Here is a 25358-nt window from a genome sequence, read left to right as displayed (position 1 = left end):
ACGTTATGAAGTTATTAGAACAAATTGAAAAGTGGGCTGCAGAAACGCCTGATCAAACCGCTTTTGTTTGGCGAGATGCGAAAATTACGTACAAACAATTAAAGGAAGATTCTGATGCGTTAGCACATTGGATTTCTTCTGAGTATCCAGATGATCGTTCACCAATTATGGTGTATGGCCATATGCAACCTGAAATGATTATTAACTTTTTAGGATGTGTAAAAGCTGGACATGCTTACATTCCTGTAGATTTATCTATCCCAGCTGATCGTGTACAACGTATCGCTGAAAATTCTGGTGCGAAATTACTTTTATCAGAAACAGAAGTAACTGTAACTGATTTACCAGTTCGCATTGTAAGTGAAGACAACTTAAAAGATATTTTCTTTACTCATAAAGGGAACATTCCAAATCCTGAACATGCGGTAAAAGGTGATGAGAACTTCTACATTATTTACACATCAGGAAGTACAGGTAATCCGAAAGGGGTTCAGATTACTTATAACTGCCTTGTTAGCTTTACAAAATGGGCTGTAGAAGATTTCAACTTACAAACAGGGCAAGTATTCTTAAACCAAGCACCTTTCTCATTTGATTTATCTGTAATGGATATTTACCCATCATTAGTAACAGGTGGTACACTTTGGGCAATCGATAAAGATATGATTGCACGTCCAAAAGACTTGTTTGCTTCTTTAGAGCAATCGGATATTCAAGTATGGACTTCGACACCATCTTTCGCTGAAATGTGTTTAATGGAAGCATCTTTCTCTGAGAGTATGCTACCAAACATGAAAACATTCTTATTCTGCGGTGAAGTGTTACCAAATGAAGTAGCTAGAAAATTAATTGAGCGTTTCCCGAAAGCAACAATTATGAATACGTACGGTCCAACAGAAGCTACTGTCGCTGTAACGGGTATTCACGTTACAGAAGAAGTGCTTGATCAATACAAATCACTTCCAGTTGGCTACTGTAAATCAGACTGTCGCCTTCTTATTATGAAAGAAGATGGCACAATCGCACCTGATGGTGAAAAAGGTGAGATCGTAATTGTCGGTCCAAGCGTAAGCGTTGGATATTTAGGAAGCCCTGAATTAACAGAAAAAGCATTTACTATAATTGACGGTGAGCGCGCCTATAAAACAGGCGATGCTGGCTATGTTGAAAATGGTCTTCTATTCTATAATGGTCGTCTTGATTTCCAAATTAAGCTTCATGGTTATCGAATGGAATTAGAAGAAATTGAGCATCATCTTCGTGCGTGTTCTTACGTAGAAGGAGCAGTTATTGTTCCAATTAAAAAAGGTGAAAAATACGATTATTTATTAGCGGTTGTTGTTCCTGGAGAGCATTCGTTTGAAAAAGAATTCAAATTAACATCTGCAATCAAAAAAGAACTCAATGAGCGTTTACCAAACTACATGATTCCACGTAAATTCATGTATCAATCTTCTATTCCAATGACACCAAATGGAAAGGTAGATCGCAAAAAATTATTGAGTGAGGTTACAGCATGACCGCATATGGATCATTTTATTTTTTCGCTATAGTGGGCATTTTATTAATACCTACTATCATAGCTGGATTAAAAGGTAAAATGTTGCGTAAATATAATGCCGTTTTAACATTAGTAATGATTGCTATTATCTTCTCTGATAAACCGAAGCAAGCAATGATGTTAGCTGCATTTATTATTTGGCAATACGCCCTTATTAAAGGCTATTTACTTTTAAGAAAACAAAATAATAGTACATTCACGTTTTGTATAGCTGTTATTTTATCAATTTTGCCACTTATTTTGGCAAAAATCGCACCGTTTGCATCCGTTTTACCTGAATTAAAACTTGTTGTTTTTCTAGGTATATCTTACGTAACATTTAGAGCAGTTCAAATGGTATTTGAAGTTCGTGATGGTTTAATTAAAGAACTTTCTTTCTTTAACTTCTGGGAATTCGTTTTATTCTTCCCTGCGATTTCAACAGGACCTATCGATCGTTACCGAAGATTCCAAAAAGATATTCAAAAGCCACCTAGCGCTGAAGAATATCAAAACTTACTATATACAGGACTAAATCGTATTTTCCAAGGTTTCTTGTATAAATTTATTATTGCTTACTTAATAAAGCAATATTTTATGGATCCAGCATTCGCTCAACACGATACAATCTTTTCAAATATGATTTATATGTATAGCTATAGCTTATATCTATTCTTCGATTTTGCTGGTTATAGCTCATTTGTAATTGGTGTAAGTTATATGATGGGAATTAAAACGCCAGAAAACTTTAATAAGCCATTCCTTAGTCGTAATATTAAAGACTTCTGGAACCGCTGGCACATGAGTTTATCATTCTGGTTCCGTGATTTTATTTACATGCGCTTCGTCTTTTTTGCAACGAAGAAAAAGTTAATTAAAAACCGCTACACAATTTCGTATATCGGTGCATTTTTAAACTTTTTCATCATGGGAATTTGGCACATCCAAGGAAGCGCTGTTGCTCAGTATATTATTTACGGTCTATATCATGCCGCACTGTTTATTTTATTCGATATTTTCGAACGAAAAAACAAAAAGCATAAGTTTTGGCCAAATAATAAATTTACACGCGTCCTTGCGATTGTAATTACGTTCCACGTTGTATGTTTCGGTTTCCTAATTTTCTCTGGACACCTTAACAGATACTTTTAATGCACTCTTCTTATTCCATTAAGAAGTTGCACATATAATATATTCGGATATAAAGGAGATTTTAAAAATGGCAGAATTCAAAGAGCAAGTATTAGATATTTTAGAAGAAGTATGTGAAAACGATATTGTGAAAGAAAACTTAGATGTTCAATTATTTGAAGAAGGTATTCTTGATTCTTTCGCTGTAGTATCTTTATTAGTTGAATTCCAAGAGCGTTTAGATATTGAAGTGTCTATTTCTGATTTTGACCGTGATGAGTGGGCTACACCAAATATGGTTATTAAGAAGTTGGAAGAAATCCGATGAACAAAGCAAAATTTGGTCCGATGCTTTTAGCATTGGCCCTTTTTGCTGTATTCTTACTTATTCCAACGCGCTTCCTACTTCCACTTTTAAGTGATGAAAAAGTAGAACAAGCTGCGACTTCTTTAAAAGAAGAAAAGATTCAAAGTATGATTTTACAGCAAAAGATGTTAGCAGACCCGAAATATCTTCCGATGTACGGTTCATCGGAATTCGCACGTATGGATGCTTTCCATCCATCGAATTATTTCAAAGTAAAGCCTGAAGGGTTCACACCATTCCTGCTTGGACGCGGCGGAACACAAGACCTTGTACATGTATTAAACTTAGCATCGACAATGGATCAATTGAAAGATAAAAAAATGATATTCGTTCTTTCTCCGCAATGGTTTGTACCACAAGGTATTGATGAAACGCACTTTGCACCTAACTTTTCAAAACAACAAGGTTACCACTTCATTTTCAACGATGATTTAAAACCTGAAATGAAAAAACAAATTGCGAAGCGTTTATTAAACTTTGAGATTGTTAAAAAAGAAACTTTACTAAAAATTTCGCTTGAAGGTATCGCCTACGATGATACAAAGTATAAAGTAAAAGCACTTGCTGCTAAACCTTTCGCTTATATTTATCGTAACATTTTAGATCGTAAAGATTTATTTACAGCAATGTTTGATATTAAGCCGCATAAAGAAACGCTTGATCCATCATTGAAACAAATGAACTGGGAAGAAGCTCGTAAGCATGCTGATCAAACAGGTGCAGTAGAATCAGGCTCTAACGAATACGGTATCGAAGATGATTACTTCAATAGCAAAATTAAGAAGAAATTAAAGCAACGTGAAGGTTACTTAAAAAATGATGCTTATGACCAATCACCAGAGTATGAAGATTTACAAATTGTACTTGATTTATTAAAACAATCTGGTGCAAAACCACTCTTCATTTCTGTTCCTGTAAAAGGTCCTTGGTATGATTACGCTGGCTTCCCGAAAGAAAAACGCGAGTTATACTACAATAAAGTTCATGAGCAAATTAAGAAAGCTGGCTATCCAATTGCTGACTTCTCAAATCATGAATATGATAAGTACTTCTTAAAAGATCATATGCACTTAGGTTGGAAAGGCTGGGTTTACATCGACGAAGCTATCCAACAATTTTATAAAGCAAACTAACGAAAAGACCGCTTGAATTATTCAAGTGGTCTTTTTCTATATACATTTTGTAATTGTTCGATTACATTCTCCGCTTCATTCATGACACGTTTCACTACGTGCTGAGCTGATTCCGTTCGTGCTAATGATGATGCTTGTCCCGCCCAAAGCGACATATACTCTTCCTTATTTTGCTTCGCTGCTTCTTGGCGTATTTTAGAAGTTAATACGTTTTGCACTGGATACATCGGTAAATTCTCTTCTCTTCCTTCATGCTTCTCAATAAATTCATTACGAATACCCCGTGCATATTTCCCGGAAAACGCACGGGTTACAGTTGTGCTCGTATCTGTACTATGCAAAATCGCTTCTTTATACACATCATGCGTAATACTTTCTTCACTCGTTAAAAAGGCTGATCCCATTTGAACAGCTTCTGCCCCTAATGCAAATGCCGCAACAAGCCCTTGCCCATTCATTACACCACCTGCTGCGACAATCGGGATATGAGGTACTTCTGCTACTAATTGCGGAATTAACGCAAACGTACCAATCATAGCATCACGTTCTTTCCCAATAAACGTTCCTCTATGCCCTCCTGCCTCGCTACCTTGTCCGACGATAATATCTACGCCTAACTCGGCGAGTACTTTCGCTTCTGCTACATGGGTAGCTGTGCCGATAACTTTTATTCCTCTTCTTTTTAATTCCTCTATTTCTTCTTTTTCTAACGTTTGAAATGCAAAGCTAACGACCGGTACTTTTTCCTCTAATAATACTTGTAATTGCGCTGTATAACTTTTCGGCAGCTTTAACGTCTGCTCTCCCTCTATACCTAGTTCTCTATTCACCGATTCAAGTAATACGTTCGCCTCTTTTACCTTTTCTTCTTCTATCTTTACCTCTTTTGTTAAAAGTAAATTAACACCATATGGTTTATCTGTTAACTCCCTTATCTTATAAATAGCTTCACGAATTTGTTCAGGACTCATATAGCCAGCTCCAAGCGTACCTAATCCTCCTCCATTACTTACAGCTGCAACGAGCTCTGGCGTTGTAATAGCACCTGCCATCCCAGCTTGAATGATAGGATTCTTCACTTGTAATATTTCTGTAACTCGGCTTGTAAACATCATTTTCCCTCCTACTCTCCTTATACTTTCTTTATGTGGCATGTTTTCCCCTGCTTTTGCAAGGATTGAACCATCACCGCTCGAATATATTGAAAGAGAAGGAGGGAATACAATGATTTATCCAAATGCATTAAAACACGGTGACACTGTAATGGTTATCGCCCCATCAGGCCCACCAACGCTCGAAAATGTTTTAAAAGGTGTGAAAGTACTACAAGAGATGGGATTATCCGTATTAATTGGAAAGAGTGTTTATGAGAAGTATGGCTATTTAGCTGGAAGTGATCAAGTTCGTCTTGATGATATACATGAAGCATTTGCAAATACTAAGATCAAAGCGATTTTCTGTGCACGGGGTGGTTACGGAAGCGCTCGCCTTCTCCCTTACATTCAATATGAAATCATTCAACAAAATCCAAAGATTTTTTGGGGATATAGCGATATTACGGCTTTGCATACTGCCTTTTCACGTTATGCGGAGCTGGTTACTTTTCATGGTCCAATGATTGAAGAATTAGGAAAAGGTATAGATTCTCTCTCTTTATCTTCCTTCAATCAACTCTTCCATCCGTATTCATCTATCTTATCTGCATCAAAATGTATCGTACCTACCTCTCCATGTACAGTTACAGGCACATTAGTTGGAGGGAATTTAACTGTGTTAACAAGTATAATTGGCTCGCCCTATGAGATAAATACGGCAAATAAACTTTTATTGCTTGAAGATATTGGTGAAGAACCTTATCGCATTGACCGGATGTTAAATCAACTACTTTTATCTGGACAGTTTAATGAATGCAGTGGCGTTATTTTCACAAGTTGTCACGACTGCACCCCTTCTAAACCATCCCAATCATTGCAAACAATATTATATGAATATTTCACACCATATAATATACCTGTGCTATTCGGTTTACCAATCGGACATATAAGCCCAAATATTGGTATTCCCCTCGGAGCTACAGCAACAATAAATACAAATAACAAAACTGTTTCTATTTCTTCTGGTATAACCACTCCATGTTCAAATTAAAAAGGAAAAGCTACTAAGCTTTTCCTTTTACTTATAATAATTAAAGATTCGTCCTGATGCTATATCTGCAATTTCTTCTGGAATAAATGTTTTACTCATATCTGTTCCAACATTTAATACAGCTGTCGCATCTTTCTCGATGCTACCAAATAATTCTTTTCCACGTATCGTAATAAGGGGTGTCCCTTCTGGCAACACATCTTTTACAAATTCCACTTGTGTAAAGAATGGAACGATCCATCTATCTTCTCCTTGGAAATGACGTAAACGAAGTGTGCCTTCTGTTGCCCCGTCCTCTGCTTCTAATGAACCAGCAACATAAAAATCAGTTGTTAAGAGCAATTCATAAAATTCCTTTTGTTTTTGTTTATTATCCCCTGCTAAAACTAGTACTTCTTCTATTTTCTTTACTGGAATTTTCTTCATATGATGCCACCCCTATTTTTAAAATGATTATACTTAGATTATACGAAATATTCTTATTTTTTTCTACATAATTCCGTAATTATTTTTTTAAAATAATTTTAAGGCTTCTTCAGTCGTAACAATCTTAGCAAATTCATCATGTAAGTTTACAAGCGTCATATTGTGAATGTCCTCTGCACTATACTCTATTTCGTCTGGACCTATACGATTAAAAGTAGCCGTCGCATCGCTCACTAAATACGTTGTAAATCCTAAATTACCTGCCATCCGTGTTGTAGTCTCCACACAATGGTTTGTTGTTAATCCTACAATCACTACCGTATTACATTTTTGCTCTCTTAATTGTTCTTCTAAATTTGTCCCAATGAACGCGCTATTAACGGATTTCTGGATAATTATTTCATTTAGCATTGGTTGCACTTCTTCTTTAAAGTCCACCGTTTCCGCATATTGATAAAACATCGACTGAACATCTTCTTTATTTACATGTTGAATATGAAAAACTGGTAGTTTCCTTTTTCTCCACTCTTCTAACAAACTTTTCATATTTTCTTCCGCAAAAAGGTTATTCCTCATGCCCCAGTACGGCAAGTTGAATGCTTCTTGTACATCAATGATTATAAGTGCTACTTGATTAAGCATACTATCCTCCTATTTAATTGGGCTGTAATTGAAACAGAAAACCAAGTTGCTGCGACGCGGTAATAAAACAAATATAGGCACAAAGCTCTACAATTTCTTTTTCCGTCCAATATTGTTTTAATATATGAAACATATTATCATCTATCGCCTTTCGGTCATGAACAAATGTATGCGTAAAAGTAACTGCTACACTAATTTCTTCTACCTTTTGCATATCATCAGGTCTTCCCTTTGCCATACAGTACGGACATTCATTCCCATACGCTAATGTTCGTCTCACTTGCTCCTTCAACTCTGCTGAAAGAGTTCCTTTATTGTACATTGTATCCTCTAACGCACTCCACGAATGTAATATATCCGGATTATGACCTAATAACTTTTGAAACTTTGTATCTCCTACATTTGATAATGAAATCCTCTCCATCATTTCCCCTCCTATTTCCTTCTGTTTTATTGTAAAATAAATAAGGTTCACTTTACATTTCATATGAATCTTAATTTATATTTTTACTTTACAAAAAATATCATTTTACTGGAGGTTTATTTACAAATGCAACTAGACCGTGTTGATCGAAAAATTTTAAATGAATTATATAATGATAGTCGACTTTCGATGCGAGAATTGGCAAAGCGAGTAAACTTATCCGCTCCGTCTACTACAGAACGTGTTCGTAAACTTGAAAGTGAAGGAGTTATTCAAAAATACACTATCGATATCGATTATAAAAAAGCAGGACTTGTTTTAGATTGTATTTTAGAAATCACTTTAAAAAATGGTGATACAACACGTATGCAACAGTTTATTCAGTCTTATCCCTCTGCAAGTTTTTGTTACCGAGTAACAGGAAGCTTATGCTACATTGTAAAAATTTCTGTTCCTTCGCTCGTAGAACTTGAAGAATTTATTAATGACGTTTCTTCATATGCAACGACAGTTTCTCATATCGTATTATCAGAAGTAGCTCTTACTCCAGACATTGAACATATCTTCCCAGAAGATTAATTTATTTTTATTCATAAAATATTAAAAAACCCCTTACAATAAGAATAAAAATAATATATTATGTATTAAAATACATAAAGTTCGAGAAAGGGGCTTTACATTGAAAATCTGGTTTTATGAAAAAACGGCACAATTAGATGACTTGCTTGGTATTTGGGACAATGTTCCGACCATCCCTCGAATTGGTGAAAAAGTTGAACTTCTAAAAACAGTTCGGATCGTTACAGATATTAAATATGTAAAGAACGGTAATAATTTTCGTGTAGAGATTATTACAAATTAAAAAGTAGCTCTTTAGGAGCTACTTTTTAATTATCTATTATACGCTTTCTTTATAACAATTTTATCTTCTTCTACAGAAACTGTTACATAATCATTTTCTTCTAACCGAAGCTTATTTACAGCTTCATCAGGCAGCTCTACAGCCATCAATCTATCTGTTACTATCACTTGGCTATATATTTCATTTTCTTCTGATGTATTCACTACTTTTTCTTCATTTATGAAACGAAGCGGTGGCACACCTACTTCTTTTACCGTACGCCATTGTTTCCAAATGTAAGGGATTAACCAAAGTAATCCAACAATCACAAGTCCAATGCCAATCCATAAATTACTTTGTGCCTGCAATTCCGCAATTGAGATTGTGTCACTTCCATCTCCACTTGCCAATTGCATAGTCGTTGCAATCAAATTATTTAAAGCATGCACAGCAATATTCGTCCATATATTTTTTGTCTTTATGTATAGAAGACACATAATAACACCAAACATGAAAGCACCGATAACATCAAAATGTCCTAATCCAAAAATAAGAGAGGATATAATGACCGCTCGTTTAATCCCCCATTTGTATGCCATTCTCTGTAAGAAAAAACCTCTAAAAATAACTTCTTCCATTATTGGAGCTAATACACATGCTGAAATGAAAGTGAATATCGTCATATATATATTACTCGTATTAATTACATTTCCATCTTCTAACATCGTAACTAAAAAATCAGGTAAAGTATGTGCTAAAATATAAAATTGAATTTGGGATATACCGACTGAAAAAATCATTCCCATTATCGCGGCTAATACAATTAACCCCCAATGTAAACGTCTGGGCTTATCAAAAAAACTTTTAAAAACGACATTATTTTTACTTGTTTTTAAATATAGCCACAATAGTGGAAATACGAAAAATATTGATATTTGTGACATGAATTCTATCGTATTATCAGAAGCACCTGATAAACTTAATGGAATCATCGTTAGGAACATCCCTATAATCATCCATCCAAAAAAACTACGTAGCCTTATACGTGAAAATGCATATTGCATATTGAACACCTCCAAAGATAGTAAAAAGCAAAATATTAATCAGGGTTTTATAGGAAACCCCTCTCCTACAAATGGCAGGATAACTAAATTATAATATGAATATAGTTGAAAACCTTCCTTTTTTTCTCAATTACTTCCGAACAGCATATCTCTTAACATATATATAACGACTTTACTGGATATACCATATCACCGTTCTTCAACTTCATTACAATTTACATTCGCTCCCCTTAAAGACTATATGACCCAAGATTAGCTGGAGAAGATCCGATATTCTATGGCTGACAGCATCTCTAATTAAAAATACAGAATACTAGGAACGTAAAAAACTATGTAATAAAAATCCCCATTTTTACAAGCGGGGATTTCTTTTATTATAATACGTCACGCTTTTGGAATAATACACTTGATGCTACAAGTAATACAGCAAAATACGCGATGACAAGTAATACTGAAGTTGTAAACGTAAATTCTGTAAATGTTGGCTCTGCTCCGCCACTAACTAATTTATTACTATCGTAAACACTTAAATTCAAATGGAAGAATACTACAAACTTCGCTACACCTTTTGCAAACATCATAAGTAACATCGTAATTGCCGGTTCTAAGAAATATAAAAATAGAGTAATAAGTAATGGCAATACAGAATTTCGAAATACGTTTGCAAAGAAGAATGCAAGCGTTGCGAAGAAAAATGGTGATACAAGTTGATATAAAATTGTTTTTAACACAATCGCTAACGTTAATTCTGTTTTACTACCGTCCATTACAAAGCCGCCAATAATCATCGCAATTAGTGTACTAGCAAATACGATAAATAACATCGTTAATAATACCGTAATATATTTAGAAAATAAAACTGTAATTCGTTTTCTTGGTCGAATTAATAATTGCTTAATTGTTCCTTTTTGGAATTCATCTGTAATTGTGCGAGAGGCTATTGTAATTCCAAAAATCGGTGTGAATATCATAATTAAAACAATATTTGAACTCGCAAAATCTAAGTAAGTTCCACTCAAGCTACCAGGTTCACCCCATTTTGCTTTGACTACGGCTCCTAAAATCTCCAATAAAGCAATCACACCGATTAAAATATACATACCTTTTTTCGCATGTAACTTTAAAAATTCATTTTGAATTAATTTAAACATTACGCTTTCACTCCCCCTGTAATCGCTAAGAACTCATCCTCTAATGTTTTATTTTGAACAGCAACTCCGTATACAAGCACATCGTCATTTACAAGTTTTTTTACAAGTTGTGGAATTTCCTCTTTCATTACAGATACTACAATTACATTTCCTTGCGTCTTACCTTTAATGATTTCATTCGCTTTCTGAACTTCATCTACTTCAAACGCTACAACTACTGCCTCATCATGTTTCGCTTGTTCATGCAAGTTATACTCTTGTACAAACTCACCTTGTTTAATAATAACAACGCGGTCACACATCAATTCAATTTCACTTAATAAGTGACTTGATACAATGACCGCAATATTTTCTTCTTTCGCTAAACGTTGTAAATAATCACGAATTTGACGAATACCAGCTGGATCTAATCCATTTGTCGGCTCATCTAAAATTAAGATTTTCGGCTGATGCAGTAATGCCTGTGCAATTCCTAAACGTTGCTTCATACCAAGTGAATATGTTTTCACCTTTTTATGAATCGCATGCTCCAATTCAACAAGCTTTACAATTTCATTAATGCGCTCTTTACTAATTGGAGTAATTGCCATGTTTGCAAAATGCTTTAAGTTTTGCATTCCTGTCATATAATCATATAGTTCAGGGTTTTCTACAATCGCTCCAATTTGCTCTAACGCCTTTTCACGCTCCGTGCGAATACTATGACCACAAATTGTAATATCGCCCTCTGTCATTGATATAAGACCTGTCATCATACGAATTGTCGTCGTCTTACCACTACCGTTCGGTCCAAGGAATCCGTACACTTCCCCTTCACGAACCTCAAATGATAAACCACGGATAATTTCTGTTCCACCAATCCTTTTTCGAACATTTTCTAATTTTACTACTACGTTTCCCAATGCTGATTCCTCCTTTAGACTTCTAGTTTTTTATCGATTATGCGACCTGTTATATAAACAAGTAGAATAAATATTCCTATAGAAAAACTAAAACTATATAGATTCATAAATTTTTCAGGATATAAATAAACCCCGTCACAAAACGATTCATCTATATATAATAATTTATCTATAAAATAACCTCTTGGTACGAGCTTACCTAATGTCGCGTATATCAGGCTCATTGCTTTACTTAATGTAAAAAACAAAGCAAAGATAACACCGTATTCAATTTTCTTCTTAAGAGAAAATACCTTCACACTCGCTGTTACAAAAAGTAAAATAAGTAACAGACTAACCAAATTAAATACAAACAAAACTGAAGATACTATTTGCTGAAACGGTTTTTGAGTTAAACCAATAAATGCTTCATACATTTCAGTACCTTTTATTAATTTAATAGAAATACTATATAAGAATATTGTACCTAAGAGTTCAAAAATAGCTAAATAGATAAAAGCAAATAACAATATTGCTAAAACAATTTTTCTACCTGATGTCGGTGTTAACCGAAATAATGTACTTTCAATCATTTTTCCGAAAGCAGACATCGCTTGAATGAACATCATTACTACAAAAATTATATATACAAATATAACTAACGCAATTATGATTGTTTGGTTTATTTCTCCCGATTCCTTCTTAATATAATTGCCCATACATACAAAGGCAACAGCCACAACAAATATAAATGATAACAACGAAATAACAATCTGTTTTTTATTCATATTGTACATATATATTAAGCTCGACTTCATCTACTAAACACCTCCTTAAACACATCCGTGACAGCTTTCCCTCTCTGAAAACGTAACTCTTCTACATTTTCATACAATACAATTTCTCCATCTTTTAAAAAGATTACCTCATCAAAAATATTTTCAACTTCATTTATTAAATGAGTTGAGATTAGTATGGTACAATCTTCTCTATAAAATTTTAAAATGAGATCTAATACGTGTTCTCTAGAAACAAGATCAATTCCGCCAAGTGGTTCATCCAGTACATATAACTTCGCTTTTCGAGAAAACGTTAAAATAATTTGAAGCTTTTCCACCATCCCTTTTGATAATGCTATAATTTTTTCTTCTAACGGTATTTTAAATTCCGCAATCGTATCTACTGCTTTTTGAATATCGAAATCTTTATAAAAATCTCGATAGAAAAATAATGCATCTTTTACAGTCATCCAATCATCAAAGACTGGCTTGTCAGACATAAATGAAACGATTTCTTTCGTCTCTAACCCTACTTTTTTACCATTAATTACTATGCTGCCTTCAGAAGGATGTTGTAGACCTGCAATCATTTTTAATAACGTCGTTTTCCCGCTTCCGTTATCTCCAACAAGCCCAACGATTTTTCCTTCTGTAATCTCTATATTTAACTCACGGATCACTGCTTTTAATCCGTATCGCTTCCATAAGTTTTCTATTTTTAATAACTCTGTCATTCGTTCTCCTCCCTTTTCTCATGTAATGAAGAACGAAGGATTGTAAGAATTTCTTCTTCTGAAAAACCTAAATTGTCCATTCCATCTATAAAAGAATGAAGTAATTCTCTCGCCATATCTTTTCGCAGCTCCATAATTTTCTCCCCTTCATTCGTTACATATCGTCCCATTCCTCTACGCGTTACAACAACTCCATCCCGCTCTAGTTCTTGAAATGTACGTTGAATCGTATTTGGATTCACTTGTAATTCACTCGCTAATTCACGTACAGAGGGAATTTTATCGCCAGGCAATAAATGACCCGTTACAATTTCTTTTTTTATGTATTCCATTACTTGAATGTAAATTGGTGTGTTTGGAGAAAACTCGATTTTCATTTCTCCCCTCCTGTCTTAGTGTGTTAGTTAAATAGTACACCAAGACAAATTACATGTAAATACTTACAACAAAAAATGTAATAAAAAGGCAGTGTAACTTTTTCGTTACACTGCCTTCCTGTAATACAATATAAGTAAATCTATTCTAATTATAGTTTCAATCGTTTGAATTCACATATAACATTATACGAAATTTATTTTACTTGAGTTAGCACAGATTTAAACGTATTAATAACTGTATCTACTTCTTCATAACTAATTGTAAGGGATGGTTCAATACGAATTGTTTTTGAGTTAATTAATGTTCCCGCAACAAGAATACCTTGATCAAACATCGCCTTTGACACTTCATAACCAATCTCGTCTTTATGGAATTCAATCCCAATCATTAAACCTTGACCACGGATTTCAAAGATTTTATCTTCGTGTCCTTCTGCTGCTTGTTTCAATCCTTTTAAGAAATACTCTCCAACTTCCATCGCCCGTTCCGGTAATTTCTCTTCCAATAATACATGGATTGTTGCAATTGCAGCAGCACATGCAAGAGGATTCCCGCCAAACGTTGTTGTATGCATAAATGGATTTTCAAACCAACTTTGGAATACTTTTTCTTTCGCAACAATAGCTCCCGCTGGCATTACACCTCCACCAAACGCTTTCGCAAGACAAATAATATCCGGTACAACATCATATAAATCTGCTGCAAACATTTTTCCTGTACGGCCCATTCCAGTTTGCACTTCATCAAAAATAAGGAGTGATCCAAACTCATCACAAAGCTCTCGCACTTGTTTCAAATAATTTTCTGGAGGTAAAATAATGCCGCCCTCCCCTTGAATTGGCTCTAAAATAACTGCTGCAACATCTTCTCCCACTAATGCACATGTCTCAAATGTTTTTCTCATCATATCAATATCGCCAAATGGAACATGGCGGAAACCCGGAATTAATGGTAAAAATGGCTTACGGAACATTCCTTTTGCCGTCCCAGATAAAGCACCAAGGCTCTTACCATGGAAAGCACGGGTTGTAGAAATGAAAGTTGTTCGTTCACTATACATTTTTGCTAGTTTTAATGCTGCCTCTACGCTTTCTGTTCCACTATTTGTGAAGAAAGCATATTTCAAATCACCAGGTGTAATATCCGCTAAAATCTTTGCAAGAATTGCTCGAAGTGGATCTAGTAAATCCTGACTGTGTAATGCTTGACGCTTTAATTGATCTGTTACAGCTTTTACTACTTTCGGATTACGGTGACCAACATTATAAATTCCGAATCCACCTAAACAGTCAATGTATTTTTTACCATTAATATCCATAAAACAAGATCCTTCATCAGACCATTCTACTGCTGCAAATTGTCCATCTTTTGTTACTGTTTTTCTATAAGCAAGAAAACCAGGATTCACATGCTCTCTAAATCCGTCTACTGTTTCTTTTTGAATCCAATTTGCCTCTTCTTCAGATACTTTTTCTTTTTCAATTAACTGTAGTACTTTCGTAATATACTCATTTACATTTGATTCTTTCTCATTCAATTTATTTTTCACGTTCGTTTCCATCTAATTCACCTCTACATTTTTTTTATTTGCAAACCAACCAATAGGTTCTACTTCTAGATTTATATTAATCTGCTTAATTTCTTGAAATTCTTCTAAACCAAACGTTCCTAGACTACGACCTATACCACTTTGCTTATATCCGCCCCAAGGCGCCTCATTGTATGTTGGATGATAGCTATTAATCCACGTAATGCCTGCGCGAAGCTTGCGAATTACGCGCATTGCTTTTGCACCATCAACCGTAAATACCCCTCCAGCTAAGCCATAATCCGTACCGTTTGCTAACTCAATTGCTTCCTGTTCAGTTTTAAACTTTTGAATTACCACAACAGGACCGAAGATTTCTTCCTGGACAATGCGCATATCAGGTTTTACATTGACAAAGACTGTTGGTTCAATAAAGAAACCATCACCTTTTCCATCCTCCATTATTCGTCTACCTCCGCAAGCAACGTTTGCACCTTCGTCTTTTCCAATTTCAATATAACGTAATACTTTTTCCATATGTTCTTGACTTACAAGTGGCCCCATTTCTGATTCAGGATGATCACCAGGCCCAACGTTAATTTGCTGTGCTCTCTCTACAAAACTATTAACAAATCTATCATAAACGCTTTCCTCTACAAGGATTCTCGACCCTGCTGAACACACTTGTCCGCTACCTGCATAAATACCGAATAGAGCATAATCAATAGCAGTCTCAAAATCTGCATCTGCAAAAATAATATTTGGAGATTTCCCTCCAAGTTCTAACGAAATCTTTTTCATATTATCTGCTGCTGTTCTCATAATGTGCTTACCTGTTTTTGTTCCACCTGTAAAGGAAATCATATCGACTTTATGACTCGCTGCAATTTCATTCCCTACTATTGGACCGGCCCCCATTACCATATTGGCAACACCTTTTGGTAGCCCTACTTTTTCAAGGATTTCGAATAGCTTTGTTGCAGTTATTGGTGTCACTTCAGAAGGTTTAAACACAATTGTATTTCCAGCTGCTAAAGCAGGTGCAATTTTCCATACACTCATCAATAGCGGATAATTCCATGGAACAATTAATCCACAAACACCAACTGGCTCTCTTACAACCATCGCTTGCATCGGATCGGCTACATGATATGTTTGACCATCTGGCTTTGTAATCAATCCGGCATAATAGCGAAAACAAGCCGCTGCATCTCCAATATCTCCTTCTGCCTCACGGTATGTTTTTCCATTATCCATTGTTTCAAGGTATACTAATTCTTCCATATTTTTATCAATTTCATCTGCTATTTTAAATAAATATGATGCCCTTTCAGCAGTAGATGTTTCTGACCAAATTCCGCTATCAAAAGCCGCTCTTGCCACTTCTATTGCGTATTTTGCATCCTCAATCGTTCCCTCAGGTGCATATGCTATACCCTTGCCATTAGCAGGGTTAATAATCGTTCTTTTTTCTTGATTACTAGAGTCTCTCCATTCACCGTTTACATACATTTTTAAATCTAGCACTATATTGAATCCCCCTTTATCGATCGTTTATATATTTATAAGCAAATTTCATGCCAATATTTAAAATTCAAAAGAATCCTACATAAAGTGAAACTTTAATCAGTGGGGGTTTTGTTCATCCCCACTGATTATCAGCCCTCACCAATCGGGCGTTTACAGGCAGCAGGGCTCCCACCTAACTTCTTTGCTCCACCTGAATTTTGAGGTGGGGGTTTTACTGCCCACAAATAGCGGGATAAACTGACTATTTTCTTAAAAATAACAAACATTTTATGCATTTCCGCATACACTATTCCATTTTGCATAAAGTGAAACTTTAATGATTTCCGCTACCGCCCTCACCACTCGGGACTTGAATCCCAGAGAATATGTACATGCTAAGCGCACACAAAAAGGAGAAGTCTATGTGACCTTCTCCTTTTTTAGGAATAAGAGATGATATCAGCCGCTATCCCTTTTTCACTAACAATTTTTTGATATTTACGACTCACTGAAGATTGGCTGATTCCAAGAACTTTTGCAGCCTTAGTCGTTGTTTTATACTGCTTCATTGCAAGCAAAATCAATTGTTCTTCTACAGAATGTAGCGCTTCTTGTAATGGTAATACTCTTGTAATAACTGGTTTTGCTTTATTAAAGTCATAACCGGGTGTTAAAAACTTACTAACAAACTCCGCTTCAATTACTGGATCATCTGCTGATACAACTAAACGTTCAATCATATTTTGTAATTCACGGACATTTCCTGGCCATGAATAGAACTCTAGTAAGTTAAGTGCATCTGGAGTTAAATGATAATTTTTATTATATTTTTCATTTAACTGTTGTAAGAAATGAAAGGCAAGTACCGGAACATCTTCCATTCGCTCTCGTAAAGAAGGAACTCGCAGCGGAATTACATTGAGGCGATAAAATAAATCTTCACGAAATGTTCCAGATTCGACCATCTTTTCAAGACTCTTATTTGTAGCAGCAATAATTTGTACATTTATTTTCGTAGGTGTTGTACTTCCAATAGGAATTACTTCTTGTTCCTGCAGGACTCTAAGCAATTTCACTTGCAAATGTAAAGGCATTTCTCCAATTTCATCTAAAAATAAAACCCCTTGATCAGCTCGCTTAAAATATCCTTCTTTTCCATTTTTATCGGCTCCTGTAAAAGCACCTTTCGTATAACCAAATAGTTCACTTTCTAACAACGTTTCTGGAATTGCACCACAATTTAATTTTAAAAATGGCTTTGAAGATCGGTTCCCAAGTTGATGAATTGCCTGGGCAATTACTTCTTTTCCGACACCAGATTCTCCAGAAATAAGAACATTAGAAGAAAAATCTGCTATTTTTTTAGCTTGGTTAATAATTTGTTCCATTTTGGGACTACAGTAAATAAGCTTCTTAAGAAAACGATCTTTATTTTTAAAGTCATCTAACTCCTTCTTATATTGCTCTGATATCTTCTTTATTTCATGTAATTCCGTCTTTAATCTCGTTGCTTCGGTGATATCCCTTGAGGCAATAATAATACGATGAAGCTCTCCGTTTTCATTAAATACAGGGTTTCCAACTGCTAATATTTTCCTTCCGCTTTTTGTTTCTTGTACAACTGATACCTTTTTTTGTTTTTCCAACACTAATCGCGTAACCGATGGACTAAATAACCCTTTCTTTTCTAGTTCTAAAAGATTTTTCCCTAACAAGTCCTTCAAATTACTCCCCCAAAAATCATTGATAACAGTTTCACTATAACGAATTAATTCCCCTTTATGATTAACAACTAATATTTCATCATAAATACTGGACAAGATTGCATGTAAATCTTTATTTAAATCCTTTATATATTCAATTTCCATCGCCATGTCCTCGACCATCGGCAAATCTTGCACAATAATAACCATTCCTTCAATACTTTGATCAAAGTTTGGAATCGGACTATAGTCAACTAATACACCCATTTCATTTGTGATTTGTAATTGATTCAAGATCGTTTTTCCCGTTGTAAATACATTATTAATGTGTTCTCCATTAAAAATCAGTTCTGCTGGTACATTCATAACTCTTTCAGGAGTCGATTTAATCATCTTCAAACCAGACTCATTGCAATTTACAATTTTCTTTTCACGATCTACTACAAAAATCCCCATTGGAATAGACGTTAAAATAATTTTCAATATATCAACACTCTGATTTTCTTGTTTAAATAGTTCTGCAAAAACATCCTCTCTTCTTATATATCCTGTTAGCTCATCCATTTCATTTTTCACTATGGCAATCGGCGCCCCAATAATTTGAAAAAGAGCTGTTAAAGAAATATCTTTACTAAGATGACATATTGTATCTAGTGAAACAGCATTTGAAAGTAATAGCTTAGAAGTTAATTCCTTACTATTTGATAGCAGATCCTTCACATGAACGTATGCAAATAATTTCTCTCCTCTTTTTAAAAATAGAAAAGATTCTTTTATATTTTTAACATCTATATTCCATTCCTTTTCAGATTGATCGATAGGTAGAGAAACTATGGGTCTAATTTTTGTATGAGCGATGGAAAACATTCTGCTATTCCTCCTTTAAACTATTTAATTTGTATTGTATCATTAAATACAAATTTTTTTAATTAATCTGAAAATAAAACATTTCTTTCTTTATTTAATGAAAAAAGGAAGATGAGTGCCTCCATCTTCCTCATAGTTCTATCATTAATCACTACCACTAACGAAAAGATCTTCTTGAATATAAGCTAATACCATACCTGGAATTACTTTATCGCCCGCTTCTACTTCTAAAGATTGAACTTCTCCACTACATCCCATCTTAATTACTTCCAGTTTACCATTCATATCTTTAATAGAGAATAATGGCTCCCATTCATAAATTCGAGAATCCTTATCGATAGACACTTTTTCAATTATTCCATAACACGGACTCGTAATAATATCATAATACATAATCAATCATCCCTTTCTTTTATTCTATTAATATTGTTCTTCTAACCTTTGTGACTGAAGAATCATATAGAAAAAGCTTTGAAACTCTTCTATGTCCTCTACCTCAATTCCTAGATTTGTTGCCCAATATTGTTCCTCTCCAATATCTTCTTGGCTTAATAAAACCATTCTCCCATTTTGAATTGAGGTAACCATTGCTTTTCCAAGAAACTGTTGTGAATACGTAACAGCTATATCGTAACGATGACTATTCGACACAATACAGTAATAACCGATTTGTTGTCTCTCCACTTCTTCTAATAAAATATCCAGTTTCATTTTAGCCCTCCCTTTAGGTTAAAAATGCAACCAACCTCTTAGGCGTGATGCTTCTACAACCTTGCGAACCCCTTCAATATAAGCAGCAATTTTCATATTTACTCCAAAGCGTTTAGAAGTATCAAGTACGTTAGAAAAACTAGATGTAATTTTCTCCTTTAAACATTGATCAACATATTGCTCCGTCCAGTAATATCCTTGGTTATTTTGACACCATTCAAAATATGAAACAATCACGCCACCAGAGTTTGCCAAAATATCTGGAACAACCAAAATTCCCTTTTCTTCTAACATGGTTATCGCCTCTTTTGTTGTTGGTCCATTTGCAGCCTCAATGATAATCTTACATCCAAGCTTTCCTGCATTATGTTTTGTAATGACTCCTCCAATTGCCGCCGGAATGAGTACATCACATTCTTTTTCTAACAACTCCTGATTAGAAATTGTTTTACTAAAGAGATTCGATACTACACCGAAAGAATCTCTGTTTTCTAGTAAATAAGGAACATCTAGACCGTCTGGATTATAAATTCCTCCTATAGCATCTGATACCCCGACTACTTTCACACCAATATCATATAAGTATTTTGCCAAATAACCTCCAACATTCCCAAACCCTTGAATAATAACTCGCATATTTTGCAAGGGAATTTGTTTTAACTCACTTACTAACTGAAGTGTATACAATACACCTTTAGAAGTCGCTGTTTCCCGCCCTTGTGATCCTCCTAGCATTAATGGCTTCCCGGTTATAAAGCCTGGAGAGTCAAACTCCCTAATATGGTCATATTCATCTAGCATCCAAGCCATAATTTGCGCATTTGTATACATATCAGGTGCTGGAATATCTTTCGTCGGTCCCACAATTTGACTTACTGCTCTTACATACCCACGACTCAGTAACTCTAGTTCTCTAAAACTCAACTCCTGTGGATTACAAATAATCCCGCCCTTTGCGCCTCCATATGGCAGTCCTGTCACTCCACATTTCAAGCTCATCCAGCCAGCAAGTGCTTTTACTTCTTCTGCCGTAACATCTGGATGAAATCTAATACCACCTTTTGTTGGCCCTGCTGCGTCGTTATGCTGAGCGCGATACCCTTGAAATACCTTTGTTGTTCCATCATCCATGCGAACAGGAATGCTTACTTCTAAAAAACGCATCGGTTTTTTCAGAAATTCGAATACTTCGTCTGGATAACTTAAAAAATGAAGCGCCTCTTTTAATATAGATTGAAATTCCTCTAAAGGATTTTCAACTTCAACTGTATTTGTATGTTTTTCTGATTGAATCGGCACGATAACACCCCTCTTTATATTTTTACTAATTGTACAAAGCAATAATCGTGCCAAGTGAAAATACTATGTTAATCCGATCTGTTATCCTCCTACTTATGAATCTTTGAATGACTTATGCAATGCTGCATGATTATCAAATATAAAAAAAAGACATCGGAACTTATCCGATGTCTTTTTTTATATTTCCTGTGCTTCTTCAAAATGCATTTGCGGAGGAGCTAAGCGGAACATATTTGTAACATATAGAAGGTACCCAATTCCAATAGCAGCCCAGCAAATCCCTAGAATAAGTGAATGAATATTGAGGTTAAACCATAGTACTGCCACAGTACCAGCACCTAAAATAGGCATCACTAAGAAATTCAAACAGTCTTTTATCGTTTTATATCTTTTTTTCTTAATTACATAGTAGGAAATTACAGATAAATTAACAAATGTAAATGCAATAAGCGCTCCAAAATTAATAAGAGATGCTGCCGTTTCTAAATCAATGAATATAGCGGAGAGCGAAATCATTCCTACAATAACAATGTTATATACCGGCGTTCTCCAGCGGGGATGAATGTATCCGAATATTTTCTTCGGAATTACATTGTCTCGCCCCATTACGTATAATAGTCGAGATACACTTGTATGAGAAGCTAAACCAGACGCAAGTGTCCCCATAAGCGTCCCTACTAAAAAGAAAGCTTGAAATAGTTTTCCTCCAACATATAGCGCGATTTCTGGAGACGCTGATTCTTTATCTTTAAATACAGATGTATCTGGAAAGAAAGATTGTGTAAAATACGTAGTTGTAATGAATAAAACTCCACCAATTAAAGCAGTTAGAAAAATAGCTCGTGGAATTGTCTTCTTTGCGTTTGGTGTCTCTTCCGAAAATGTAGTTACTGCATCAAAACCTAAAAATGAAAAACAAAGAATTGTCGCACCTGCAACTAACGGTGATATTTGTATATCCGATTGAAAAAACGGCTGAATGGAAAAAACTTCTCCTGTTCCCTCTCCCGCTAATAAACCTTTTATAACTAGAAAAACAAACACCGCCATTACTAGCACTTGAAATATTACTAAAAAAGTATTGAAGTTAGCAGTAACATTCACGCTAATAATATTTATAAGTGTAACCAGTAGAATAAAACCGATGACCCATATCCAACTAGGAACACTTGGAAAAAATGCTGACAAATAAATTCTCGTTAATAGTGCGTTCACCATCGGTAGAAACAAATAATCCAATAACGCGGACCATCCAACAAGAAATCCAAGCCTTGCACTAATTGTCTTCTGTGTATACGTATAAGCTGATCCTGCGGTAGGAAAAACCTTTACCATTTTGCCGTAGCTTGCAGCGGTAAACAACATCCCTGCTAATGCAATAAGATAAGCTCCTGGAACATGACCGCCTGTTTTTTCAGAAACAATTCCAAATGTATCAAACCCAACCATCGGTGTCATATACCCGACCCCTAGCATAACAATTGACCAAAGCCCTAATGAACGTTTTAAACCAACTACTTTTCCCACCTATCATTCCTCCTACTTTCTCTATCTAATTTCCATTTAAAAATCGACAGTTAAAAGGAAGCGTTTTCAAATGACTATATATCACACCGAGTATTACCTCCCTTTTTGTTACTTTTTAAATATTCATGCAATTTTCAAGCCAAAATTTCTAGAGTTTAAAAATTCAATATTAAAAAGAACGTATAGGTGGAATTGGACCTGATTTCTTCTCATTTTTTATTCATTTTTACATAAGTTATTCAATCTCTCATACTACTAAATATGAAAATAAAACTTTAACCCGTGTATTTTCTTTATCCCCACTTCCTCATAAACTGGGCTTTTACAAGATTAAAATATTTTCATGAAATAATAACATTATGTAAACCATCCATATAAAAAAGCTGTCTTTTCTATAAAGACAGCTTTTTCTATAACACTATATTAAAAATTGAATGCGAAGTCATCGTCTGATAACTTTTCAACATTCGTTGCTTTTACGTAACCATTTCCTTTTACAGAGAAGAAATCATGGTTTTTCGTATCTGTACGTAAACCATTTAAAACGATTGGGTTAATTTCTTCTTCTTCAAACTTCGGTTCAAGCCCTAAGTTCATAAGTCCTTTATTCGCATTGTAACGAACGAAACGATTTACATCTTCTACAAGACCGATAGAAGTGTAAATTTCTTCTGTATATGCCATTTCAATTTCATATAGTTCCATTAATAATTCTTGCGTTTCTTTTTGCACTTCTTGTTGATCTTCTGCAGAAAGTTCTGCGAAGAGTTGTTGTGCTAAAATACCGACGAATACGCCGTGAATTGACTCATCACGAATTATTAGGTTAATAATCTCACCACTTGCTGTCAGTTTACCTTGACCAGCTAAGTAAAGTGGATAGAAGAATCCACTATAGAATAAGTAACTTTCTAAGAATACGCTTGCTACCATTGCCATGTATAACTCTTTTTTCGTTACTTCAGGCTTTAATAGACGACGGTAGTAGCGAGTAATAATACCAGCCTTTTTCTCAAGTAATGGATGGTTATCTACCCATTCAAAAATATCATCAATTTCTTCTTCAGTAGCTAGCGTTGTGAAAATATGACTGTAACTCTTCGCATGTACTTCTTCCATAGCACCCATGAAAGCTAATACACTTTTCGCTTGTAAATTTTCAAGATGAACAAGTACAAGTGGCATCCCTTCGCCGCCTTGTTTCGTATCTAAAAGTGTTAAACCACCTAATACACGCTTATAAGCAACCTGCTCTTCTCTTGATAATTGTGCCCAAGTATTTTTGTCAGAAGATACCGCGATTTCTTCTTCTGTCCAAAACTGAGCGATGTTTTGCTTCCAAAACATTAAACTAAAATCGTCTTCCTTTTTGTTCCAGTTTACCGCGCGCATTCAATCGCCCCTTCTCTAAATAAACATGAAAAATTGATAACTAAGCATGAGCAGGGTTCAGAAAACCCTGCTCATAATGTCACACTTTTTATATTAAACAGTACAAGCCACACACTCTTCCACGCTTAACTTACGTGTTCTTGTATAGTACAGACTCTTTAAGCCTTTTTTATGTGCATAGATGTAGTAACGTGCTAACTCACGTGTTGAAATATCACTATTAACGTAAAGAATCGTACTAATTCCCTGGTCAATATGCTCCTGAATTTCTGCGATTAAATCAATTAATTTAAACTGATTCATGTCGTAAGAAGATTTATAGTACCAGAATGTATCTTTTGATAAATATGGCATTGGATAATATGTTGTCGCATTCGCATACGTTCTTGATTCGATTTGACTTACGATCGGCATTACGCTTGAAGTTGCATTTTGAACGTAACTGATAGATTGTGTAGGAGCGATAGCAAGACGATATGAATTATATAATCCATTCTTCTTCACTTGCTCTTTTAAACTTGTCCAATCTTCTTTTGTTGGAATATGAATTCCTTCAAATAATTGCTGAACTTTTTCAGTTACTGGGCTGTAATCTGTCGTTTCATACTTTTCAAAGTATGTGCCGTTCGCATAATCAGACTTATCGAAGTCTTTAAATGTTTCGCCTTTTTCTTTAGCGATTTCCATACTTTTCTCAATCGAGTAGTAATTTAACATCATAAAGAATGTACGAGCGAACTCTTTCGCTTCTGCACTTTCATATGCGATTTTATTTTTTGATAAATATCCGTGTAAATTCATTGCTCCAAGTCCAACTGAATGAAGCTCATCATTTGCTTTTTTTACAGTTGGCGCATTCGGAATGATCGTCATATCAGAAACAGCTGTTAAAGCTTCCATTCCCGCATGAACTGCTTCACGGATTTCTTTATTTTCCATTACATTTACGATATTTAACGATCCTAAGTTACAGTTAATATCACGACGGATAATGTCATCTGTACCGTAATCATTTATTTCAGAAGTTTCTTGAAGCTGGAAGATTTCTGTCTCGAATGTTCAACCGAGTTCGCTACTACTCAGTCCGTTGCTCATGCAACTGCTGTATGTCACCATACAGGACAGACTATATCATCACCTACAGCATTACCTGGTTAGGTGCTCCGCTTTTCGAACGCCAATCGCT

General features: G+C 35.0%; 26 protein-coding genes. 7 read left to right on the top strand and 19 right to left on the bottom strand.

The features are described from left to right. The first annotated feature begins 5 nt into the window (after nucleotides 1-5). From dltA to dltD, 4 genes are all read left to right on the top strand, one after another. A complete protein-coding gene (gene dltA, locus LUS72_RS06930) occupies nucleotides 6-1520 on the top strand; it encodes a D-alanine--poly(phosphoribitol) ligase subunit DltA (protein ID WP_097831819.1) in 1515 nt (504 codons plus the stop codon). Then, the gene (dltB, locus tag LUS72_RS06925) at nucleotides 1517-2692 is read left to right on the top strand and encodes a D-alanyl-lipoteichoic acid biosynthesis protein DltB (RefSeq protein ID WP_097831820.1); all 1176 of its coding nucleotides are present in this window, start codon (nucleotides 1517-1519) and stop codon (nucleotides 2690-2692) included. Before dltA ends, dltB begins: the two co-directional genes overlap by 4 nt. 67 nt (nucleotides 2693-2759) lie before the next feature. Next, nucleotides 2760-2999, top strand: a complete 240-nt coding sequence (dltC, locus tag LUS72_RS06920) for a D-alanine--poly(phosphoribitol) ligase subunit DltC (protein ID WP_000807310.1) — start codon at nucleotides 2760-2762, stop codon at nucleotides 2997-2999. Continuing rightward, nucleotides 2996-4171, top strand: coding sequence for a D-alanyl-lipoteichoic acid biosynthesis protein DltD (gene dltD, locus LUS72_RS06915; RefSeq protein ID WP_097831821.1), 1176 nt, complete (start codon nucleotides 2996-2998; stop codon nucleotides 4169-4171). The genes dltC and dltD overlap by 4 nt, the downstream gene beginning before the upstream one ends. Before the next feature lie 17 nt (nucleotides 4172-4188). Here the strand turns inward: dltD and LUS72_RS06910 are convergent, their stop codons facing one another. Further along, nucleotides 4189-5325 carry an NAD(P)H-dependent flavin oxidoreductase gene (locus LUS72_RS06910; protein ID WP_141533332.1) on the bottom strand — a complete coding sequence of 379 codons (1137 nt, stop codon included), beginning with the start codon at nucleotides 5323-5325 and terminating at the stop codon, nucleotides 4189-4191. A 70-nt stretch (nucleotides 5326-5395) separates the two neighbouring features. On the opposite strand from LUS72_RS06910, the gene LUS72_RS06905 reads away from it, so the two are divergent. Beyond that, complete coding sequence (locus LUS72_RS06905; protein WP_097831823.1) at nucleotides 5396-6316, top strand: S66 peptidase family protein; 921 nt, start codon at nucleotides 5396-5398, stop codon at nucleotides 6314-6316. 27 nt (nucleotides 6317-6343) lie between these two features. Here the strand turns inward: LUS72_RS06905 and LUS72_RS06900 are convergent, their stop codons facing one another. The 3 genes from LUS72_RS06900 to LUS72_RS06890 all read right to left on the bottom strand — a co-directional run bounded on the left by LUS72_RS06900 (nucleotide 6344) and on the right by LUS72_RS06890 (nucleotide 7871). Then, a complete protein-coding gene (locus tag LUS72_RS06900; RefSeq protein WP_097831824.1) occupies nucleotides 6344-6742 on the bottom strand; it encodes an SseB family protein in 399 nt (132 codons plus the stop codon). Between the two features lie 87 nt (nucleotides 6743-6829). Beyond that, the gene (locus LUS72_RS06895) at nucleotides 6830-7384 is read right to left on the bottom strand and encodes a cysteine hydrolase family protein (protein WP_097831825.1); all 555 of its coding nucleotides are present in this window, start codon (nucleotides 7382-7384) and stop codon (nucleotides 6830-6832) included. A 13-nt stretch (nucleotides 7385-7397) separates the two neighbouring features. Next, a complete protein-coding gene (locus tag LUS72_RS06890; protein WP_141533331.1) occupies nucleotides 7398-7871 on the bottom strand; it encodes a carboxymuconolactone decarboxylase family protein in 474 nt (157 codons plus the stop codon). A 63-nt stretch (nucleotides 7872-7934) separates the two neighbouring features. On the opposite strand from LUS72_RS06890, the gene LUS72_RS06885 reads away from it, so the two are divergent. Then, the gene (locus LUS72_RS06885; protein ID WP_001175507.1) at nucleotides 7935-8387 is read left to right on the top strand and encodes an Lrp/AsnC family transcriptional regulator; all 453 of its coding nucleotides are present in this window, start codon (nucleotides 7935-7937) and stop codon (nucleotides 8385-8387) included. A 100-nt stretch (nucleotides 8388-8487) separates the two neighbouring features. Beyond that, the gene (locus LUS72_RS06880) at nucleotides 8488-8670 is read left to right on the top strand and encodes a DUF3913 family protein (protein ID WP_000707108.1); all 183 of its coding nucleotides are present in this window, start codon (nucleotides 8488-8490) and stop codon (nucleotides 8668-8670) included. Between the two features lie 29 nt (nucleotides 8671-8699). Here the strand turns inward: LUS72_RS06880 and LUS72_RS06875 are convergent, their stop codons facing one another. The 15 genes from LUS72_RS06875 to LUS72_RS06805 form a co-directional block, all read right to left on the bottom strand. After that, complete coding sequence (locus LUS72_RS06875; protein ID WP_097831827.1) at nucleotides 8700-9713, bottom strand: CPBP family intramembrane glutamic endopeptidase; 1014 nt, start codon at nucleotides 9711-9713, stop codon at nucleotides 8700-8702. A 374-nt stretch (nucleotides 9714-10087) separates the two neighbouring features. Further along, nucleotides 10088-10864 (bottom strand): ABC transporter permease, encoded by a 777-nt coding sequence (locus LUS72_RS06870; RefSeq protein ID WP_097831828.1) that lies wholly within the window; start codon nucleotides 10862-10864, stop codon nucleotides 10088-10090. Beyond that, nucleotides 10864-11766, bottom strand: coding sequence for an ABC transporter ATP-binding protein (locus tag LUS72_RS06865; RefSeq protein ID WP_097831829.1), 903 nt, complete (start codon nucleotides 11764-11766; stop codon nucleotides 10864-10866). Before LUS72_RS06865 ends, LUS72_RS06870 begins: the two co-directional genes overlap by 1 nt. Before the next feature lie 14 nt (nucleotides 11767-11780). Then, nucleotides 11781-12563, bottom strand: a complete 783-nt coding sequence (locus tag LUS72_RS06860; RefSeq protein ID WP_264448722.1) for an ABC transporter permease — start codon at nucleotides 12561-12563, stop codon at nucleotides 11781-11783. Then, on the bottom strand, nucleotides 12560-13258 hold the full coding sequence (locus LUS72_RS06855; RefSeq protein WP_097831831.1) for an ABC transporter ATP-binding protein: 699 nt from the start codon (nucleotides 13256-13258) through the stop codon (nucleotides 12560-12562). Before LUS72_RS06855 ends, LUS72_RS06860 begins: the two co-directional genes overlap by 4 nt. Next, complete coding sequence (locus LUS72_RS06850) at nucleotides 13255-13635, bottom strand: GntR family transcriptional regulator (protein WP_097831832.1); 381 nt, start codon at nucleotides 13633-13635, stop codon at nucleotides 13255-13257. The genes LUS72_RS06855 and LUS72_RS06850 overlap by 4 nt, the downstream gene beginning before the upstream one ends. 194 nt (nucleotides 13636-13829) lie before the next feature. Next, nucleotides 13830-15197 (bottom strand): putrescine aminotransferase, encoded by a 1368-nt coding sequence (locus tag LUS72_RS06845; protein WP_097831833.1) that lies wholly within the window; start codon nucleotides 15195-15197, stop codon nucleotides 13830-13832. Continuing rightward, nucleotides 15198-16691 (bottom strand): aldehyde dehydrogenase family protein, encoded by a 1494-nt coding sequence (locus LUS72_RS06840; RefSeq protein ID WP_097831834.1) that lies wholly within the window; start codon nucleotides 16689-16691, stop codon nucleotides 15198-15200. It lies immediately after the preceding gene. Nucleotides 16692-17113: 422 nt separating this feature from the next. After that, the gene (locus tag LUS72_RS06835; RefSeq protein ID WP_097831835.1) at nucleotides 17114-19243 is read right to left on the bottom strand and encodes a sigma 54-interacting transcriptional regulator; all 2130 of its coding nucleotides are present in this window, start codon (nucleotides 19241-19243) and stop codon (nucleotides 17114-17116) included. Nucleotides 19244-19387: 144 nt separating this feature from the next. Continuing rightward, nucleotides 19388-19636, bottom strand: coding sequence for a biotin/lipoyl attachment domain-containing protein (locus LUS72_RS06830; protein WP_000291043.1), 249 nt, complete (start codon nucleotides 19634-19636; stop codon nucleotides 19388-19390). 27 nt (nucleotides 19637-19663) lie between these two features. After that, complete coding sequence (locus LUS72_RS06825) at nucleotides 19664-19954, bottom strand: SAV0927 family protein (RefSeq protein WP_097831836.1); 291 nt, start codon at nucleotides 19952-19954, stop codon at nucleotides 19664-19666. Nucleotides 19955-19972: 18 nt separating this feature from the next. Further along, complete coding sequence (locus LUS72_RS06820) at nucleotides 19973-21253, bottom strand: Glu/Leu/Phe/Val family dehydrogenase (RefSeq protein ID WP_097831837.1); 1281 nt, start codon at nucleotides 21251-21253, stop codon at nucleotides 19973-19975. Between the two features lie 177 nt (nucleotides 21254-21430). After that, complete coding sequence (locus tag LUS72_RS06815; RefSeq protein ID WP_097831838.1) at nucleotides 21431-22780, bottom strand: APC family permease; 1350 nt, start codon at nucleotides 22778-22780, stop codon at nucleotides 21431-21433. 423 nt (nucleotides 22781-23203) lie between these two features. Beyond that, nucleotides 23204-24172: a class 1b ribonucleoside-diphosphate reductase subunit beta gene (nrdF, locus tag LUS72_RS06810; RefSeq protein ID WP_097831839.1), complete on the bottom strand. Its 969-nt coding sequence runs from the start codon at nucleotides 24170-24172 to the stop codon at nucleotides 23204-23206. A 93-nt stretch (nucleotides 24173-24265) separates the two neighbouring features. Next, nucleotides 24266-25216, bottom strand: coding sequence for a ribonucleotide reductase large subunit (locus LUS72_RS06805; protein WP_306295567.1), 951 nt, complete (start codon nucleotides 25214-25216; stop codon nucleotides 24266-24268). Nucleotides 25217-25358 lie beyond the last annotated feature (142 nt).

Origin of the sequence: Bacillus cereus, assembly GCF_025917685.1 — a bacterium.
Taxonomy (GTDB): Bacteria; Bacillota; Bacilli; order Bacillales; family Bacillaceae_G; genus Bacillus_A; species Bacillus_A cereus_AT.
The sequence above is the reverse complement of the archived record's forward strand: the minus strand, read 5'-3'. Positions and strand labels throughout refer to the sequence as shown.

Coding starts and splice junctions, on each gene's coding strand:
- dltA (WP_097831819.1), top strand. CDS start 6: ATGAAGTTATTAGAACAAATTGAAAAGTGGGCTGCAGAAACGCCTGAT.
- dltB (WP_097831820.1), top strand. CDS start 1,517: ATGACCGCATATGGATCATTTTATTTTTTCGCTATAGTGGGCATTTTA.
- dltC (WP_000807310.1), top strand. CDS start 2,760: ATGGCAGAATTCAAAGAGCAAGTATTAGATATTTTAGAAGAAGTATGT.
- dltD (WP_097831821.1), top strand. CDS start 2,996: ATGAACAAAGCAAAATTTGGTCCGATGCTTTTAGCATTGGCCCTTTTT.
- LUS72_RS06910 (WP_141533332.1), bottom strand. CDS start 5,325: ATGCCACATAAAGAAAGTATAAGGAGAGTAGGAGGGAAAATGATGTTT.
- LUS72_RS06905 (WP_097831823.1), top strand. CDS start 5,396: ATGATTTATCCAAATGCATTAAAACACGGTGACACTGTAATGGTTATC.
- LUS72_RS06900 (WP_097831824.1), bottom strand. CDS start 6,742: ATGAAGAAAATTCCAGTAAAGAAAATAGAAGAAGTACTAGTTTTAGCA.
- LUS72_RS06895 (WP_097831825.1), bottom strand. CDS start 7,384: ATGCTTAATCAAGTAGCACTTATAATCATTGATGTACAAGAAGCATTC.
- LUS72_RS06890 (WP_141533331.1), bottom strand. CDS start 7,871: ATGAAATGTAAAGTGAACCTTATTTATTTTACAATAAAACAGAAGGAA.
- LUS72_RS06885 (WP_001175507.1), top strand. CDS start 7,935: ATGCAACTAGACCGTGTTGATCGAAAAATTTTAAATGAATTATATAAT.
- LUS72_RS06875 (WP_097831827.1), bottom strand. CDS start 9,713: ATGCAATATGCATTTTCACGTATAAGGCTACGTAGTTTTTTTGGATGG.
- LUS72_RS06870 (WP_097831828.1), bottom strand. CDS start 10,864: ATGTTTAAATTAATTCAAAATGAATTTTTAAAGTTACATGCGAAAAAA.
- LUS72_RS06860 (WP_264448722.1), bottom strand. CDS start 12,563: ATGAAGTCGAGCTTAATATATATGTACAATATGAATAAAAAACAGATT.
- LUS72_RS06855 (WP_097831831.1), bottom strand. CDS start 13,258: ATGACAGAGTTATTAAAAATAGAAAACTTATGGAAGCGATACGGATTA.
- LUS72_RS06850 (WP_097831832.1), bottom strand. CDS start 13,635: ATGAAAATCGAGTTTTCTCCAAACACACCAATTTACATTCAAGTAATG.
- LUS72_RS06845 (WP_097831833.1), bottom strand. CDS start 15,197: ATGGAAACGAACGTGAAAAATAAATTGAATGAGAAAGAATCAAATGTA.
- LUS72_RS06835 (WP_097831835.1), bottom strand. CDS start 19,243: ATGTTTTCCATCGCTCATACAAAAATTAGACCCATAGTTTCTCTACCT.
- LUS72_RS06830 (WP_000291043.1), bottom strand. CDS start 19,636: ATGTATTATGATATTATTACGAGTCCGTGTTATGGAATAATTGAAAAA.
- LUS72_RS06825 (WP_097831836.1), bottom strand. CDS start 19,954: ATGAAACTGGATATTTTATTAGAAGAAGTGGAGAGACAACAAATCGGT.
- nrdF (WP_097831839.1), bottom strand. CDS start 24,172: ATGCGCGCGGTAAACTGGAACAAAAAGGAAGACGATTTTAGTTTAATG.